A 17806-nucleotide genomic window follows, 5' to 3' on the forward strand; every position below is an offset into this window, starting at 1 on the left:
GAAATGATAGGGGATACAGCATGCTCGCAACGACGCAACTGATGGGACTGGATCTGGGTTTTCCGGATGTATGCCTGACGCCGCCGGCCCTGCTGCCGATCCCTTATCCCGATATGGGGTTCCCGATGATGGCGATCCCGATTGCCGTGACGATACTGTTTATGGGTGGTTTTGCTCATAACATGATGACCACCATTCCCCTGACGCTGGGCGACTTCCCGGGCGTGGGGACGGGCATTCTGTCGCACACGGTCGTGGGACAGTCGCGTCGCCTTTTTCTGAATTCCTACACCACGTTTTTGTTCGGCACGCCGGCCAATCGCCTGTGTTCGTTCGGTTTACAGAACATGTTCAACATTATCGGCTTTACGCTGGTGCCCGGCAACTTCATCGTGAGCATACTGGCGCCATGAAGGACAGGAGCAAAAAGTGAAAAGAATATTCCGCCTGCATGGCGATTTCCCCAAGGATCAGCTCCTGTTGCGTTCACTGAAAGGACAGGAGCTGATATCCGGGTTGTTCGAGTTCACACTTGAAATACTGAGCGAATCACCCGCCCTGAATATCCAGGAACTGCTTGGGCAGGCCATGACGGTTGAAGTGGAACAACCGGATGCGCCACGTTTGATCAATGGCATTGTGACGCAAATGCGCCGTACCGGCCGTGATTCGCTGCCGCCCAAATATTATGTTTACGAAGCGACGATGCGACCGTGGTTGTGGTTTGCCACCCAGACCAGCGATTACCGCATTTTCCAGGACAAAAGCGTGGTGCAGATACTGCGCGAGGTGCTGGAGGAATATGGTTTTGTACTGCAGTTGCGGCTGGTGGAGTCCTATCGCACCTGGACTTACTGCGTGCAATATGACGAGACCGATTTCGATTTCGTGAGTCGCCTGATGGAGCATGAAGGCATTTACTATTGGTTCGAGCATGACCGGGAGAAACATACGCTGGTGCTGGCTGATGAACTGGGCGCGCATCGCGCCGTGCCCGGCCAGTCACAGTTGCCATATTACAGTCGTCGCCAGTTCGTCAATCCCTTGCAGGAGTATATCGAAACCTGGCAGCCGCGCGTATCGTTGACTCCGACCGCTTATGCGACAACCGATTACGATCTGAACAAACCCAAAGCGCGACTCGATGTACGACAAACTGCCACTGAAACGGCCGGACATGGATTGCCGCTTGAAAAATTTGAACCTATCGGCGGCTATACCGAGCCGGAGGCCGGCGCGCATTATGCCCGCGTGCGCATGCAGGCGCTGGAGCTCGGACGACAAACGGTGCGGGCTACCGGTCATGCCCGGGCCTTGAGCGCCGGCCATATCTTCACGCTGAAAAACCATCCGGACAACCGGCAGAACAGGGATTATCTGATTACCCGCTGTGACCATGATTTTATCGAAGCACCCTATCACAGTGCCAGCACGACAGACCCGGCGCAGGCAGGCTCGGAACCCAGGCTGCTGACGACATTCGAAGCGATTGCCGACGATGTACAGTATCGCCACCCGGCGACGACGCCCCGGCCGCAGACCTGCGGCCCGCAAACGGCTCGGGTCGTGGGGCCGGCCGGCGAGTCGATCTGGACCGACCAATACGGGCGGATCAAGGTTCAGTTCCATTGGGACCGATACGGACAGAAAAACGAACACAGTTCCTGCTGGATCCGCGTTTCCAGTCCCTGGGCGGGGGGCGGTTTCGGCGGCTTGCAAATCCCCCGCGTCAACGAAGAAGTTATTGTGGATTTCGTGGGCGGCCAGCCCGACCGGCCGCTGGTGATCGGGCGGGTTTACAACGCAGAAAATATGCCACCTGTGAATCTGCCCGATGAAGCGACCAAGAGCGGCTTTCATACCCGCACCAAGGATGGCGACCCGGACAATGCCAATGCCGTCATGTTCGACGATACTCAGGGCAGTGAGATGCTGAAGATGGTGGCGCAAAAGCAAATGCAGACCCGGGTAAAGAACAATGCCAATCATCGGGTTGGCGGCTTGTCGACAACCAATATCATGGGAGCGCACAGCTGGAACTATGGCGGACTCTTCAATAAAAGCGTGGCGCAGACGGCAACTTACCAGTATGAAAGTGGGCACCGGTTTTCCGTGGCGGCCAATTCCAGCGACACAGTGGCGCAGCGACAGAAGCGTGCCTTTACCGGACCCAACGATGTTTCCGTGGGCGGCACTGAGACCCTGACCGTGGCTGCCGAACCGGCGCTGCATGCGTTTAATCAGGGCATTCAAAGTACCTTGAACGCACACCGGACCGATAGCATTACCGGTGCGGTGCTTCGCCGGTATGACGCGGGCGAGGAAGTGACGGTCAGCGGACTGTTCAGCAAAAACGTGGGTTCGGGCGATGCCATCATGAAGGCAGACAGCCACAAGGTAGATGCCAGTGGGTCGTATACGCTAAATTCAGCGGCAACTTGGGAAGCCTATGCCCTATCCGATATTCAAATGAAATCGGACAGCATGACTCGGGTGTCCACGTTGATGCAGTCGGTCAATCCGTCAGCGCAGCATGAACAGAACATCAACGTGGCCATTGGCGTCAACGGCATCAACTCACGCGCCAGCAAATCCTCCAGTACCAGTGTGGCAGTCAAGCTGGCGGCCGGTGGCATGTATGACGCCATGCAATTGTCTACGGTTTCGCTGGTGGGGGCGCAGGTCAAGCTGGTCGGAGACAGCAATTCGATTGATCTGGTATCTATTGGAATTGTCGGGGCCAATATGTCCCTGGGCAAGACCGACAGAAAATACCTGTTCCGGATTGAACTATGAACGTTACGGGTATATCAGTCGCATGAAAATCTCCAAGCCGTTCTGCCTTAGTATCCAGGTGCGCCCCTATCGCTGGCGCGGGCAGGCCCGTATCGGGCTGTCTGCCGCCATCCTGGTGGATATGCGCAAGGGGTATCCGGTCCTTCAGAACGAGGCGGGACTCTGGTCGTTCGTTGCCGAACATCTGGATTCGGAGGGTATATTGGATCTGGGCATGCCCAAGCCACAAGCGGAGTTTCTGGTGTCGGGTCATGCCTACACCGCGCATTCTGAAGACAAGACGCAGTGCCGGGTACGCGTGCAGGTGAACGATCGCGTCAAGGAACTGCAGGTGTATGGCGATCGTTATTTTCTGGATAATCGCGTTACACCTGCACAGCCGTTTGAACAGATGAGTCTGGGCTGGCGCAATGCCTATGGCGGACCCGGCTTTGCGAATAATCCCATGGGTAAAGGGACCGTCGAAGAAATGGTCAACGGCGTACGGGCCCGGCGGATGCCCAATATCGAGTGGCCGAATCACCCCATTCGCCATTTCCGGGACACAATCCACCCGGCGGGGCTGGGTGCGCAAAGTATTACCTGGCCGGTGCGTTTCGGCAAAGTCGGTACGTATTCGGAAGAATGGAAAAAAACCGATGCGCCCGGATTTTTCCCGGACATGGATCCCAGCCTGTTCAATGCTGCCATGGCGGACCAGATCTTCGACGGACAAACGCAACTGCCCCCCAATACCGAATATCGCGTCTGGAATATGCATCCCGAAAAACCCTGCTGGCAGGGAACAGTACCTGCCTGGCAGGCTCGCTGCCTGATTGAGCTGCAGAAATCAGCCGGCAGCGCGCCCGAGCTGCATGATGTCGAACTGGCACCGACCACACTCTGGCTGGTGCCGCACCTTGAAAGCTATATCGTGCTGTTTCACGGTACGTTGCCCTGCTGGTATGACGATGGTGATGAAATCAGGCATATCCTGGGGGCGCTGGAGTGGAAATATTCTCCCCGCACCCATGACCATTATTTGCAATATATGCAGACGCGGCTGAATCACGATGAATCGGCGCTGCTGGCGTATGAAGATGAACAATTGTTGCCCGAGAATCTGAAGACGGCCGGATTTGATATCAAGCCTGATCTGAATGGTGCCATGTGGGAAAAACAGCATCGCCTGCAACGCTATCTATTGCTGCATGCACGCGCCGACCTGCAGACCATGGGACTGGATGCCGAGCATTACTTGCCGGAGTTTGTCGGACCTCGGCCTCAGCCCACTTTGGCGCAGTTGCTGGAGAAACAGAAAAAACGCGATGTGTTCGCACGTGAACAGCGCGAAGAACTGCTGGCGGTCAAAACCGCAGCTAAACGATTCAAACAGTCCGACGGTAAAGACAAGGCTTTACCCGCCTTGCTGGGTGAACCGGATTTTCTCAAGCGCATGGACGAACTGAACGCGCGGATTCAAGTGCCTGATTTGGAAACGGACAGGAACGGACGCGCGCTGGACGCCTTGTTGTCGCAGATACGGGAGGCACAGGCGGCCCAGGACAACGTGGCGATGCTCGAACGACAGCAGCGGCGCGGCTTTCTGTTTTCGGCCCAGTATCGCTCAGGCACCTATGTGCTGGACGAGGTCGTCGCGCGCGAACGCAGACAGCAGGCCCTGGAGGCAGCAAAGAAGGGTGGCAATCTGCACGGTATGGACCTGACCGGCGCCGATCTGCGCAGGGTGGAGTTTCACAACTGTGATTTGAGCCAGACAGTGCTCATGCGCGCTGATATGACCGAGTCAATCTTTGACAACTGTGATTTTTCGGAAGCGGTGCTGTTTAGCGGCATCTTTCGGAAAACACAATTTCGCAACTGCCGCCTGCATACCGCCAATTTGTCGCGCACCCGGTATGAGGGCGTGGCCTTTGTGGATTGCCGGTTTCATCAGGCCATTATTGACGACGCCAGTTTCAGTGCCTGTGATTTCGCGGGTGCCGCGTTCAGTGAATCGGTTTTGCGCAACCTGCGATTTGAGAACACCACCATGACGGGGATGTCGCTGGACGCGAGCGTGATGCTGTCTTGCGTGCTGGACCACGTGGCGGCCGAACAGGCCAACCTGAATAAATGTGCCTTCTACGAGTGTACCTTCACGGACAGCGCCTTCGTCGATGCGTCGTTGACGCGTTGTGCCTTTGCTTTGTGTGAAATGTCCGGCATGTCGTTCGCGCAATCGCATATGAGCGCGTTCACACTGATTGCCGATAAACCGCTGGTCAATTGTGATTTCAGCGGTGCGCAGATCAGCGACGGGAGCATGCGCGGCCTGCATTTCCTGCAACCGCGTTTCGTGCAGACAACGATTCGCAATACCGATTGTTCCAAATCGCTATTTGAACAGGCCGATTGCCGGGGCATGGAGACGCCGGACGGTGTGTTCATGCGGACAGAATTTCGCCACAGCGATTTCACCGCAGCCAATCTGATGACGGGACTGTTCAGGAAATCGACGTTTGTACATGCCAATTTCCGCAAGGTCAATTTCTTTCGGGCCGATTTTGCCGAAAGCTTGATTGATGCGGACAGCCTGCATACGGATAACTTTACTCGCCAGATACAACTGGAGCCGACGCAACGAGGCAACCCGCTATGAGTCTGACGGCAGAGCAGCTGCGCGAGTTGGTCGACAACGGCGTACCCATTCTGAAACTGTCTCTGCGCGAATGGGATTTACGTGACTGGAATCTGTCGGGCGCTGTGTTTGAAGGCGTGGATTTCTCGGGTGCGCAAATGGATGGCGCGCGGCTGGATGAGAGCGTTTTCAGCGATTGCCGGTTTGATCATGCCCGTCTGAATGAATGCTACGCCCATTCTGGTTTCTTCAACAGCTGTGTGATGACCAATACGCAGTGGCGCCAGGCCATGCTGTTTCAGGCTAAATGGCACGAATGTGATGTGCGCGATGCCGACTTTGACCGCGCCATCATGGAGGAAACGGTCTTCATCGGATGCCGTCTGAATGACAGTCGCTATACCCGCGTGCAGGGACGGGAAATGACGTTTATGAAGACGGATCTGGATCGCGCCGATTTTTCGCAGGCGCAATTGTATAAATCGACCCTGTTCGGCCTGGACTTGAAAAACGTGTGTTTTGCACAGGCCAGTCTGGTCAATGTCATCTGGCTGCAATCTGATCTGGGTGGACAGAACCTGCAGGGGCAGGATTTGGAGCGGGGCGTATTTACCGAAGCCAATCTGGATGGCGCCTGCCTCGCCCGGGCCAATGTGACACAAGCTGCGTTCAAGAGCGCCAGCCTGAAATCTGCCGACTTGCGCCAGTGCCACGGGCAGTTTGCGATCTTTGCCGATGCCGATCTGACGCGTGCCGCCTGTGCCCACGCCAGTCTGGCACAAAGTGTCTTTGCCGATGCGAGCGTTGAATCGGCTGATTTTACCGGCGCCGACCTGTCCATGTCGATCTGGCATCGGGCACATGCACGTCAGTGCCTTTTTGACCGGACACAGCTGGACCATGCCGATTTTTCTTATGCTGATTTGTATCAGGCGCGGTTTCACGATGCGCGTCTGAACCGCACCCGCTTTCACCGCGCCATCAGCGATGACCTGAATCTGAAGCGGCGCACCGGTGCAGTGGAGAAGGACCCTGAGCTGTATGAAGCCGAAGTCTGGAGCGAAACACAGCGGATGGTGCATTTCCCGTCAGACGAATGAACCCACCCCGACCGAGAGATAGAGCAGAGCCATGAACCGTACTGTCAATGCCATCACCCCGCTGGGCGATGCACTCAAATTCAAATCGCTCACCGGCCACGAGGGGCTGTCCAGCCTGTCTGAATGGACGGTGCGGTTCGTGTCCGACAGTCCGACTCTGGATTTGCAGTCCCTGATTGGCGAGAGTATTACGTTTGAAATCGAAACAACCGGCGCGCCTCGCTATCTGAACGGGGTGGTGACCGGCTTTGCCCTGCTGCATCGGGAAACAGACACGCCGCGCCACTATCTGTACCAGGCAACGCTGCGGCCTTGGCTATGGTATGCCACCCAGAGCACGGACAACCGCATATTCCAGAATGAGTCAGCGGTGGCGATCATCAAAAAAGTGCTTGGCAAATACGATTTCGCGGTCGAGGATCGGCTGGTCAATACCTATCGCAAATGGGGATACTGCGCGCAGTTTCAGGAAACAGACTTCAATTTTGTCAGCAGGCTGATGGAGCATGAAGGTATTTACTACTGGTTTCGCCACGAACGGGCACGCCATGTGCTGGTGTTGACCGATGAAGCGCAATCGCACCCGCCCTTGCCTGTGTTGCCGGCCATTGCCTATTACCCGGATGACCGCCTGTCCGTTCCCATGCAGGAGTATATCTCGGACTGGCAGGTATCGGGCGAGCTGACGCCTACCGGTTATGCGACCATGGACTACGATTTCCAGAAGCCGCGAGCCGATATGAGTGCGCGGCGCTGGACCCGAAAAAAGGCGATCGCAGACCTGAACCTGGAAGTGTACGAACCCATGGGCGGGTACGTGGACTCGGCGGACTCCGAACATTATGCGAAAGTGCATCTGGAGTCGTTGCAGTGTTTGCAGGTGCAATCGCTGGCGACATCCGGTGTGCGCACCATGGCGCCGGGCTGTATTTTTACGCTGAAAAACAGCCCCAGCCAGGCAGAGAACGGCGATTATCTGATTATTCATACTGAATATGATATACAGAATCCGACTTATGCCAGCCACGACCAGCCGGATGATCTGGCCTGGTTTGCAGTAACGTCACGACATATTCCGGCGAACGTCCAGTATCGTGCACCTCGCAAGACGCCGGTTCCGAAAATGAGTGGTCCGCAGACGGCGACCGTGGTGGGACCTGCAGGCGAAGAAATCTGGACCGATCAGTACGGTCGCATCAAGGTCCAGTTCCACTGGGACCGCGAAGGCGCCATGGACGAGCATAGTTCGTGCTGGATCAGGGTCTCCAATCCCTGGGCCGGCGGTGGCTTTGGCGGCGTGCAGATTCCCCGCGTGCACGAAGAGGTGGTGGTGGATTTTATTAACGGCAATATCGACCGCCCGATTGTGGTCGGTCGGGTCTATAACGCCAGCAATATGCCGCCGGTCAATCTGCCTGGCGACGCGACACAAAGCGGGTTTGTGACGCGCACCAAGAACGGCTCGCCCGATAACGCGAACAAACTGCTGTTTGAAGACCGCCAGGGTAGTGAGTTGCTGTCCATGCTGGCGGAAAAGGACATGGACACGCATGTCAAGAACGATCAGACGCACGATGTCGTCGGCAGTGTGGCCTCATCCATCGCCGGCCTGCGTTCCCATACGGCGCACAGCAGCTCCGACATCAGCATGGCGTCAGGTGCCATCAAAAATTATCAGGCCGATCACAATCGTACGGTGCAGGGGTCGCTGGATGAGCAGATCGGTGGTAATCTGCAGCAGACATTCAGTGATGGAGTAGATGAAACCATTACCGGACCGCTGACCAGCACCGTAAGCGGTGAGGCCAGCCATACATTGCAGGGCCTGCACATTACCACGACGACCAGCGATGATGAAACCGTCAACGGCACCGTGTCGGAGACCATCGGAACCGGCGAAACCACCCAGATCAAAGGCGGCTCCCGGTTGCAGGCGGGTGACATCACCATGGAGTCACCCACCCTTTATTCGGAATCGACCCAGCAAGAGATCGACATACAGGCGGGCGGCCCGCTCGATATCAGTTCGGCCGGACCCGGCATCGTGCAAACACCGGGCAACATCAGCAAGGAAAGCCCGGCCAATGTCGAAATGGCATTGATGCTGGACAACAATACGGTGTTCAAAAAGAAAAGCTACACCCTGGACCTGAACGTGGATGGTATCAAAGATGTGATGGTGGCGGGCCACAATCACAATCAGAATATCGCCGATATCAAGGCTTACGGCATGGGCGATAGCATGCAGGCGGCCAACGTGGGCCTGTATGGTGCCAACATCCAGATCGGCGGCTCGGACCAGAAAATGGGGCTGGTCAACGTCAATATCACCGGCATTGAACTGGACAAGGGCTTCAAAATCAAGCGACCGGGCGGCGGCGCAGGTGCCGGCACCAAAGGCAAGGGCAAGGATGGAGATGGCGGAGACGGAGGCAAAGGCGGCAAGGGTGATAAGGATGGTAATGGCAACAAGGGCGACGCGGATAAGCCGCATGCCGATTGCAAAGACTGCATGGGGCGATCAAGCCTGTCTATCGGCTTTGATGTGGGTGATGAACGCATCGCCCAAAGTGATTTTTCCCTGTCGGGTGCGTTCCCGATTGTCTGGGATCGGGTCTATCGCTCCAATTTCAGTGCAAACGATGAACATGGTACGCTGGGGCCGCGCTGGATTACACCGTTTACGCTTTATATCGAAGCGCATCCGCAAGGACTCGCATACTATTCGATCGTTGGACGAACAATCGAGACGGGCGCCCTGGCTGTGGGAGAGCGACGCTATGACCGGAGCGAGGAGATCGAATGGAGCCGACCGGACGAACGTACACTGATTATCGGCCAGAAACATGAGCGTTTCGAGACATTTCGCAAGATGGGCGACAACTACCGGCTGGTTTCGATTCGTAATCGGGCTGGCAGCACCATTGACTTGCATTACACCGAACAGGGTCTGCTGAGATCCATTGAAAACGATGTATGGGTGGTTCGGTTCGAACACGACGACAGGCAGCGGATCCGGCGTATCTTCACAGAGACGGGCAGGGACGGGGAGACCACGGAGCGTTTGCTGGCTTCATATCAGTATGATGATGCGGGAGACCTGGTACGGGCGACAGATGAAAGCCTGTCTGAACGCGAGTATACCTATGATCATCATCTGTTGACCCGCTATACCGACAGAACAGGCCGCAGCATTCATCTGGAGTGGAAAGGGACAGGACCCGATGCGCGCTGCTTCCGGGAGTATGCCGATGACGGCAGCCTTGAGATCGTGCTGTCCTGGGATCGGGAAAAGCGGCTGACCCATGTCACGAATGCCCTGGGACAAACGACCACGTATCGGTTCGATCACCACAATTACATTTCTCATATCTACTTTCCTGACGGCACCCTCGAAGAGCGGGTGCGGGATGCGCATCACAATATCATTGCCATTCTCAATCCTGACGGCACCACGGATCGGTTTGAATATGATGCAAGAGACAATCTGACCAGGCATATCCGGCGCGATCATACCGAAGTCAACTGGACATACAACGAGAATGAACAGCTGGTGCAGGTGGTTGACCCCATGGGGGCCGTCTGGAAACGCGAATATAACGAGCGCCAGCAAATGGTACGCCAGACAGATCCGCTGGGCCGGGTGACCGATTTTACCTATAACCTGGCCGGCAGCGCGACAACGATCAGGGACGCAAAAGGCGGCGTCAAGCGGGTTGTCTACAACAGCGCAAATAAAATTTTGCAATACGCAGATTGTTCCAATCACACCACGACCTGGCAATACGACGACCGCGACCGTGTGATAGGGCTGATCGACGCGGAGGGAAAGAAAACGACCTATCATTACGATGACAAGGGGCATCTGGCGCGGGTCATCGAGCCGGATGGTGAAGCGCGTGTGCTGTCGTATGATGCCGAAGGTCGCCTGTTATCTGTAAAGGATGCGCTGGGACATGCGACCGCTTTCGATTACGATGCTGTGGGCAGGCTTGCTCGCAGGGTTAGTCCGATGGGCACCCGCATTGATTACCGCTACGATCGCACGGGCAAACTGACGCAGCTCATCAATGAGAATCGTGACACCTATACTTTTACCTATGACCCTTTTGGCCGATTGTTGCAAGAAACCGGGTTTGATAACAAAATAACGAAATACACCTATACCAAGGGCACCGGCACCCTGTCGACCATCACAGAAGGGAACGTGACCACGCGCTACGATTATGACGTCATTGGCCAGATCATATCCCGCTCGGGCGCCGGCGAGCGTGAGCATTTCGAATACGACGCAAACAGCCGGCTGGTGAGGGCGTCCAACGGAGTCAGTCAAAACGCATTTGTTTATGATGCTGTCGGAAACGTCCTGTCGGTGCATCAACAATACGCGCTTTTCGGGACCGAACAACATTATGTCTGGCGCCACGCCTATGACGAAATCGATAACCGGATCTCCACCTTGCGGCCCGATGGCGTGCAGACAGACTGGCTGATCTCCGGCTCCAGCTATGTGCACGAACTTCTGTTAAACAAGACGACACTTGCCGGCTTTACGCGCAACAATATTTACCAGGAAAAAGGCCGTACACTGGCCAATAGCATGCAGCAGCGCAGTGAATATGACAAGGCGGGCAGGCTGCAGGCCCAGGTGTTGCTGGAAGGGCAGTTTCACGAAAAAGTACGTCTGAAACGCGAATACCATTACGACAAAATCGGACAACTGGTTGGTATTTCCGATACGGATAGAGGCGATGCGCTGTACCGGTACGACCCGCTGGGGCGGATCATGCATTCGGCCACGCCGCAATTTGATGAAACCTTCAGTTTCGATCCCGCTTCCAATATTCGCGACGCGATACCGGCCAACAGCGCCACGGCGCCAGTGCCTGTCAACCTTCCCCCTGTCGTTGGCAATCTGCTCAAAGAATATACCGGCATTCGTTTCACCTATGATCAACAAGGGAATCTGACTGAAAAGACCAGTCCTGAATGCAGGCAGTCGTTCACCTGGAACGCGTTCAATCAACTGGTCTCGGTGCAAACAAACCGAAGAGACAGGCAGCAAACGGTTGCGCGCTACTATTACGATGCCTTTGGACGACGCATCGCCAAACAAGTTGACCAGGCTGGTGCAGATGCCTCACTGCAGATCGTTTACGGCTGGGACGGAGAAAACCTGGCGTTTGAATCCCTCGGTGGCGAGGAACGGGTCAAGCATTACCTGTACGAGTATGAAAGCTTTATCCCGCTGGCGCAGTATTTGTCCCCCGCACGTCAGCGCGATGCTGCAGCCCCAGTGCACAATGACATTCATGATATTGCCTTTTTTTATTGCGATCATATCGGCACGCCCAAAGAGCTGTTCGATGAATCACGACAGAAAATATGGGATGCGGATTATCGCTTCTGGGGAGAACGGCGCAATGATGCTCAACTGAGCGTCGGGGCAGCAGCCGGTTATGCGGACAATAATATTCGTTTCCAGGGACAGTATTACGACCGTGAATCCGGTCTGCATTACAACCGCTACCGATATTATGATCCGGACACCGGACGCTACATCCGGCAGGATCCGATTGGTCTGCTGGGGGGCATCAACCTGTACCTGTATGGTCCGAACAGTACTATGTGGATTGATCCGTTCGGGCTCGTCATTTGGCCGCCTGGACAGTTCAATACCTGGTTCAACGGGCAGACGGCCGCGCAGATCGCAGATTATATGGGTTCGAAATCGACGCGCGAGATGATCAAGAAAGCGTTGCGCGGCAGCGGTGGCAAGCACGAGTGGTTTCCGGTCTCAATGGCCGCAAAGGCAAAAGAGATCGGCTTGAATGCCGAGACGCTCAAATCCTGGGCGACCCCGACGGTCGACGTGTATTTCCAGAATATTAATGACCAAGGCAAGATTATCGAAGGTCCCCATCCCAGCAAGAACAGTAGCGGATGCCGGGCAAGTAGCGTTGCCCACGAGCAGTTGATGGATAAGCTCAAAGGTGCACAGGATCCCGATGACGCACTGGATATTATTCAGTCATTTGCAGGTCAGTTTGCGAAGAACGGTGCGAACCAGACCGGCGGTTTCCGCGTGCTATAGTTTTGGCTGACCGTAAACGAGTCGAGACGGGAAGCATATGGAACATATTTTCAAACAGGATGAAGTGCAATGCTTGAATTCATAGATCGATACGCCGACGAGCGATTCCAAAACAATAAGCGGCTCAAAGTAGCCTCTATCTGGATCGGTACCATCGCAAACGAACAATCCCTGATCGACTATATTGCGGCCGATGATCCCGAAAGCGGACACTTTGCCCGCGATATGGGCGAGGACTGGTTCGACCATGACTTTATTGCTGTGGAACATCAGAAAGCCCCGGAACCGCTGGAACAGGTAGTGGAGCGGTTGGCACAGACATTGGGGTGTCCTGATGAGATGAAACAGGAAATACTCAGGCGTTGCCAGAACGGCGGCATCCGCCAGGCCAATACCACCGTGTGCCTGATGCAGCACGTATACAGGGGGAATGACGCGCAGGACTTTCATGGCATGGTCTTTGCCGGCAGCTATGAATACGAGGAGCCTGCGCAGCAGCCGGTCAGCAAATATGATCATCTTTTTGCAGGCGTGACCACGGCTGCGGCGTTGCCGGATCTGCGCGAATACGTTACCTCTGGCGCTTTCGCCGATGAATCGGGCCTGATAAGCGATGATATTCAGTATTACGGGTACAAATTGAGGGATGCGGTGCAGTTGCCGGTGGCAGAGTTTTTTGACCTGCCCATCGTTAAACAGCGCCTGGTGCTGGCCGACAGCGCCCAGGCGGTATATGAAGCCTGCCGCAAGGCAGGGCTGGAAAGTATCAATGCTTTTATCAGCGCCGGTACGCAAGCACCGACACCGCTGAATATCGATGAGGACAAAACTGTGTGTGGTCTGCACTATGTGGGGACGTTCAAAACACAGTACCCGGAATAAACGTCTCGCTATTGTGTTGGACACGGTGATTTTTTGACGACGTAAACGGACTTGATGATGCTGGAATTCATAGACCGATATGCCGACGAGCGGTTCAAAAATAACACGCGATTGAAAGTCGTGTCGATTTGGATCGGCAGCGTGAGTGATAAAAAATCGCTGAAAAAATATATTTCAGCCGAGGCGCCCGAGAACGGCCAGTTTGTCCGCGACATGGGGGCCGAATGGTTTGATCACGATTTCATCGCAGGGGGATATCAGAAGCGTGACGGCCCTGTTGAACAGGTCGTAAATGAACTGGTTCAGGCCCTGGGTTGTCCTCAGCAGATCAGGCAGGTATTGCTCATGAACTGTACGAAGCGGGGCGTGCAGCAGGCCAATGCGACGGTATGTCTGATGCAGCATGTTTATAAAGGTGACGAACATCGGGATTTCAACGGCCTGGCGTTCGTGGGCAATTACGAATACGAACACATTCTCGACGCCTGAATGCACCCATATCAATTCAGGTCCCCGCTGAAGCTGGCACACTGATGTCAGGCATATTTTGATATGCATCAAAAACCTCTTGTTCGCCGACAGCGAGTACAACAACACTGACATATTTCTTTCATAAATCAGCCTGATAATACCCGGGACATTTTTTCGGGGACCTTGGGATGGTCACTTATGTTTGTTGAAAGTTCGGTTTCCGCACCATCACCGCAGTGCCCCGCTCAGCTTTTTTCAACCATACAGGAGTGTCGACATGACGTATGTTGCCCGAGATGGCGACGCCAAAACAGTAAACACCAAAGTCGTTATCTGGACGACGTTGGTTGGAGGGTTCATCAGTTCGCTGGTGAAATGGGGTTCAGAAGTCAATATGCCGCCGCGCATGCCGGGTGAAGTGTCTCCACCGGGTGCGCACATTGATACATGGCTGGGCTGGCTGGGCATCGATCAGCATTCCCTTGACTATATTTTTCAGGGCCATAGCATTCTGGGTGCCGTGACGCTCTATCACTGGCTCTTCAGTTTCGCCTTTGCTTTTATATATGTGGTCTGGTCCATTTACTGGCCCCGAGTCCGTATGTGGTGGGGTGCAGTATATGGCATCATTGTTTCGGTATTTGCCCATGGCATCATGATTCCGGCCCTGGGCTTTCGCAATCCCAAATACGCCGATGGCGCAACCGGCTGGTTGTGGAATCTGAATGCCGCTGAAAATATCAGCGAGATCGTCGGCCATATTTACTGGTCCGTGTCCATTGAGGTTTCCATGATCGCTGTGCTGGCCTATTACGGGCGCCCCCTCTTTGGCGATTGGGTAAAACGCGCGTAAAAACGAAGCCGCCTGAGGACATCAGGCGGTTTTTCTTACCGGCTCACATCTATTCGCCAAATTGCGCGTGTGCCTCCATGGCTCGCAGTGAATACACATAGGCCGCGCCCGCATTCAGGGCAATCGCCGTGCCCAGCGCGTCGCTCAGTTCGGCTTCGGTTACGCCGGCCTTGCGTGCGGCATTGGCATGGGCGGCAATACAACTGTCGCATCGTGTTGTAACGGCAACGGCCAGTGCAATCAGTTCACGGGTCTTTGCGTCCAGTGCACCGTTGGCACCTTGCGCCGCATTCAATGCCTGAAATGCCGACAGCATTTTCGGATTGTTCTGCGCGAAAGGTGTGACGGCCGCCTTGGTGTTTTCCATTTGGTTGACCCAGTTGTTCAGCATAAATAGCTCCTTGATAAATAAATTGAAAAAATGTCCGCGTCGTTTGGCGGACGCGGCACAGGATAAAAAAATGAAAGGCCGGTCGAGCAATTCGCCCGGATCGAGGGTGATGCCCCCGGGTTATTTAGCGAGATAGCGACTGGATGACTTCGGGCGCGATATTGTTCCGATAGCCATCGATATCCTGCTTGACATATTGCGTGAACGCGTCGGTAGGCAGGTCTTTCTCTACAGCGCCATCCTGACGGATCACCTTGATATTTTTGGGGTCGGCCAGCGCCTTGGACAAATGCTGCGCAAGCAAATCAACCACATCTTTTGGCGTGCCTTTAGGGGCGGCCAGTCCATACCATTGCGTTACCACGACCGGGATGCCCAGCTCCTTGAAGGTGGGTACGTCGGGCAGGCTTGGATTGCGTTCTTCCCCTGTCAGCGCCAGCAAGCGCAGTGCGCCGTTGCGGACCTGACCGACCAGCGGCGGTGCCGTGGCGAAAAATGCTTCAGTCTGTCCACCCATCAAATCGGTAATGGCCGGTCCCGAACCGCGGTAGGGCACATACAGGATATCGGCGCCGGTTTTGAGCTTGAGCATTTCAAGGCCCATATGTGCTGCCCCGCCCGGTGATGTAGACCCTACTGTGACTTCGTTCGATTTGGCATAATCGAAAAATTCCGCAGCCGTTTTGAATCGGGAGTTTTTTCCCACAAACAGCCCATGCGGCGCTTCAACGGCGGCGCCGATCAGTTCGAAATCATCGGGCGACTTGTACGACAGGTCGGTGCGAACGACGGGCGCGACAGCGATGTTGCCACTCATGGCCAGCAGCAGGGTATAGCCGTCGGGGCGGCTTTTAGCGACATCGGCTGCGGCAATATTGCCCCCGGCGCCGGGTTTGTTTTCGACGACCACCGAGGTCTTCAGGCTTTTACTGAGCGATTCTGCAATCAGGCGGCCATATAGGTCGCCGCCACCGCCTGGGGGAAAACCAACGACAAGTTTGATGACCTGACTGGGATAGGGGCCGGCAGCACTGGCCGGCAACGCGGCCATGAGTACAGCGAGCACAAGCGCCCGCGCGCAGGCGTCTAGAATGCGATGAAGCATAGTAATCTCCTTTGGATTCGGATACAGCGAAAAAAAAGACAGCGATTGCGAATACTAAGTAAACAGTTCAGCAGGCGGCGCCTGGAATAAATCGCCGGGCGTCCGATGTTGTTGCCGGGCGCACCAGTCAGCAATGGCGACAGCCTTTTTCTCGTGGATATCGGGTGCCAGCTGACGCAACCGCTTTTCCAGACCTGCCCAGTCGAAAGGTGCTTCCGGATCTCCCTGGCGGATATCGTGCGTAGCGGAAAGCATCTGGCCGTTTTTGAGGCCGATGGTGATGGTTCCCGGCCGACGATCTGGAAATGCGGCAGCGTATTCGGGCCGCGCCTGCAGCGTTATTTTCCCGGCCAGTGCCAGCAGGCGAGGATTGGTCAAATCGGGATTCTCGGTTTCCTGTATACCCAGTTTGCCGGTCAGCAACAGGATGGCGACGCAATAACGGCCTGAAAAGGAGGTTTCGGCGGCTTTGGCCGGCCAGTCGACCTTGGCGATGCGCAATGCTTGCGGAAAAATGGCGATGTCCACCGATGCAATGTCGTTGGTTTGGATATCATGCTTGTCCAGCAACGCTTGCGTGGCGTCTACCACGGTAAAGAGTTGCCCGCAGACGGGCCAGGGTTTGATGGTGGTCGAGTGGATCCTGTCGGTTGCGCCCAGGTCCTTGTCCAGCAAGGCAGGGTCTCCGTCGCCATGCAGCAGGGCGTACAGACCCCGGGCGCCATTCATGAAGTGCTTTGCTCCCGGATAGCCGGCCTGTGCCGCGTATGCTGCCGTGATTCCGTTTCTGACGGCAATGGCTGGATGCAGCGGCTTGGATTCATGCGCCTGATCATCGACAAACTGCCACAGGCCGCTGGCCTGGGTGGCAGCGATTCCCAGCGCATGCTGGATCTGCCTGGCATCCAGACCCAATGAAACAGCGGCGGCAGCGGCGGCGCCCAGGGAACCGGCAGTGGCGGTCATGTGGAATTTCCCAGCATGGCCGCTGCCAAGGACTTCGCCGCATCGGATGGCGACCTCATAACCGGCGACGATGGCTGTTTCGAACTGGTGCTGGGTCATGGGCCGGACGGCCGCGAGTGCCAGAACCGGCGTCACGGCTACGATACCTGGATGCAGCATGGCTGTACGGTGTGCGTCGTCAATTTCACGCAGGTGAGTAATGCCCGCATTGCAAAAGGCTGTGCCCATGACTGAAACAGCGCAGGCGTCACCGAAGACGGGCGCCTTGTCGTCTCCGGGAAACATCGAGCCTGACAGTTTGCGCAGTTCGCGGGCGGCAGGCTGAGCTGCGGCGGAGACACCGGCGGTGAACCAGTCGAGTAACGATTGTGCGATCCGGTGCCGAGTGTCCACTGACAGCGGCCGGCTGGCAAGCGAGGCAAGATACGCGCTCAGCCTGGTTTCCGGTGTATCCATGTCATCTCCATTTTATTCAATGAAATGTATTTTATTGTATGAAGCAAATCTAACACAGGATTTTGCGAAGTA

The 17806-nt window shown here is 55.6% G+C and carries 11 protein-coding genes; 8 read left to right on the forward strand and 3 right to left on the reverse strand.

Going from position 1 to position 17806, the window contains the following annotated elements; all coding sequences use genetic code 11:
* The first annotated feature begins 20 nt into the window (after positions 1-20).
* From W822_RS31505 to W822_RS31540, 8 genes are all read left to right on the forward strand, one after another.
* Complete coding sequence (locus tag W822_RS31505; protein WP_014749107.1) at positions 21-413, forward strand: DUF4150 domain-containing protein; 393 nt, start codon at positions 21-23, stop codon at positions 411-413.
* Between the two features lie 16 nt (positions 414-429).
* The gene (locus W822_RS31510) at positions 430-2796 is read left to right on the forward strand and encodes a type VI secretion system Vgr family protein (protein WP_024004579.1); all 2367 of its coding nucleotides are present in this window, start codon (positions 430-432) and stop codon (positions 2794-2796) included.
* 22 nt (positions 2797-2818) lie between these two features.
* Positions 2819-5437 (forward strand): DUF2169 domain-containing protein, encoded by a 2619-nt coding sequence (locus W822_RS31515; RefSeq protein WP_024004580.1) that lies wholly within the window; start codon positions 2819-2821, stop codon positions 5435-5437.
* Positions 5434-6516, forward strand: coding sequence for a pentapeptide repeat-containing protein (locus W822_RS31520; protein WP_024004581.1), 1083 nt, complete (start codon positions 5434-5436; stop codon positions 6514-6516). The genes W822_RS31515 and W822_RS31520 overlap by 4 nt, the downstream gene beginning before the upstream one ends.
* Positions 6517-6547: 31 nt before the next feature.
* Complete coding sequence (gene tssI / locus W822_RS31525; RefSeq protein WP_024004582.1) at positions 6548-12610, forward strand: type VI secretion system tip protein TssI/VgrG; 6063 nt, start codon at positions 6548-6550, stop codon at positions 12608-12610.
* Between the two features lie 69 nt (positions 12611-12679).
* The gene (locus W822_RS31530) at positions 12680-13492 is read left to right on the forward strand and encodes an immunity 22 family protein (RefSeq protein WP_024004583.1); all 813 of its coding nucleotides are present in this window, start codon (positions 12680-12682) and stop codon (positions 13490-13492) included.
* A gap of 57 nt (positions 13493-13549) precedes the next feature.
* Positions 13550-13981: an immunity 22 family protein gene (locus tag W822_RS31535; protein ID WP_024004584.1), complete on the forward strand. Its 432-nt coding sequence runs from the start codon at positions 13550-13552 to the stop codon at positions 13979-13981.
* A 259-nt stretch (positions 13982-14240) separates the two neighbouring features.
* Positions 14241-14816: a YagU family protein gene (locus W822_RS31540; protein WP_024004585.1), complete on the forward strand. Its 576-nt coding sequence runs from the start codon at positions 14241-14243 to the stop codon at positions 14814-14816.
* A gap of 49 nt (positions 14817-14865) precedes the next feature.
* On the opposite strand, the gene W822_RS31545 is transcribed toward W822_RS31540, so the two are convergent.
* From W822_RS31545 to W822_RS31555, 3 genes are all read right to left on the reverse strand, one after another.
* Positions 14866-15207, reverse strand: coding sequence for a carboxymuconolactone decarboxylase family protein (locus tag W822_RS31545; protein WP_024004586.1), 342 nt, complete (start codon positions 15205-15207; stop codon positions 14866-14868).
* A 124-nt stretch (positions 15208-15331) separates the two neighbouring features.
* Positions 15332-16312: a Bug family tripartite tricarboxylate transporter substrate binding protein gene (locus W822_RS31550; protein WP_024004587.1), complete on the reverse strand. Its 981-nt coding sequence runs from the start codon at positions 16310-16312 to the stop codon at positions 15332-15334.
* Positions 16313-16366: 54 nt separating this feature from the next.
* A complete protein-coding gene (locus tag W822_RS31555) occupies positions 16367-17734 on the reverse strand; it encodes an MmgE/PrpD family protein (RefSeq protein WP_024004588.1) in 1368 nt (455 codons plus the stop codon).
* Positions 17735-17806 lie beyond the last annotated feature (72 nt).

The sequence above is a fragment of the Advenella kashmirensis W13003 genome, from assembly GCF_000506985.1.
Lineage (GTDB): Bacteria > Pseudomonadota > Gammaproteobacteria > Burkholderiales > Burkholderiaceae_B > Advenella > Advenella kashmirensis_A.

Excerpts from the sequence above, each read along its gene's own strand:
- W822_RS31550 (WP_024004587.1), bottom strand. The coding sequence starts at position 16,312 with ATGCTTCATCGCATTCTAGACGCCTGCGCGCGGGCGCTTGTGCTCGCT.
- tssI (WP_024004582.1), top strand. The coding sequence starts at position 6,548 with ATGAACCGTACTGTCAATGCCATCACCCCGCTGGGCGATGCACTCAAA.
- W822_RS31515 (WP_024004580.1), top strand. The coding sequence starts at position 2,819 with ATGAAAATCTCCAAGCCGTTCTGCCTTAGTATCCAGGTGCGCCCCTAT.
- W822_RS31530 (WP_024004583.1), top strand. The coding sequence starts at position 12,680 with ATGCTTGAATTCATAGATCGATACGCCGACGAGCGATTCCAAAACAAT.
- W822_RS31535 (WP_024004584.1), top strand. The coding sequence starts at position 13,550 with ATGCTGGAATTCATAGACCGATATGCCGACGAGCGGTTCAAAAATAAC.
- W822_RS31540 (WP_024004585.1), top strand. The coding sequence starts at position 14,241 with ATGACGTATGTTGCCCGAGATGGCGACGCCAAAACAGTAAACACCAAA.
- W822_RS31505 (WP_014749107.1), top strand. The coding sequence starts at position 21 with ATGCTCGCAACGACGCAACTGATGGGACTGGATCTGGGTTTTCCGGAT.
- W822_RS31520 (WP_024004581.1), top strand. The coding sequence starts at position 5,434 with ATGAGTCTGACGGCAGAGCAGCTGCGCGAGTTGGTCGACAACGGCGTA.
- W822_RS31555 (WP_024004588.1), bottom strand. The coding sequence starts at position 17,734 with ATGGATACACCGGAAACCAGGCTGAGCGCGTATCTTGCCTCGCTTGCC.
- W822_RS31545 (WP_024004586.1), bottom strand. The coding sequence starts at position 15,207 with ATGCTGAACAACTGGGTCAACCAAATGGAAAACACCAAGGCGGCCGTC.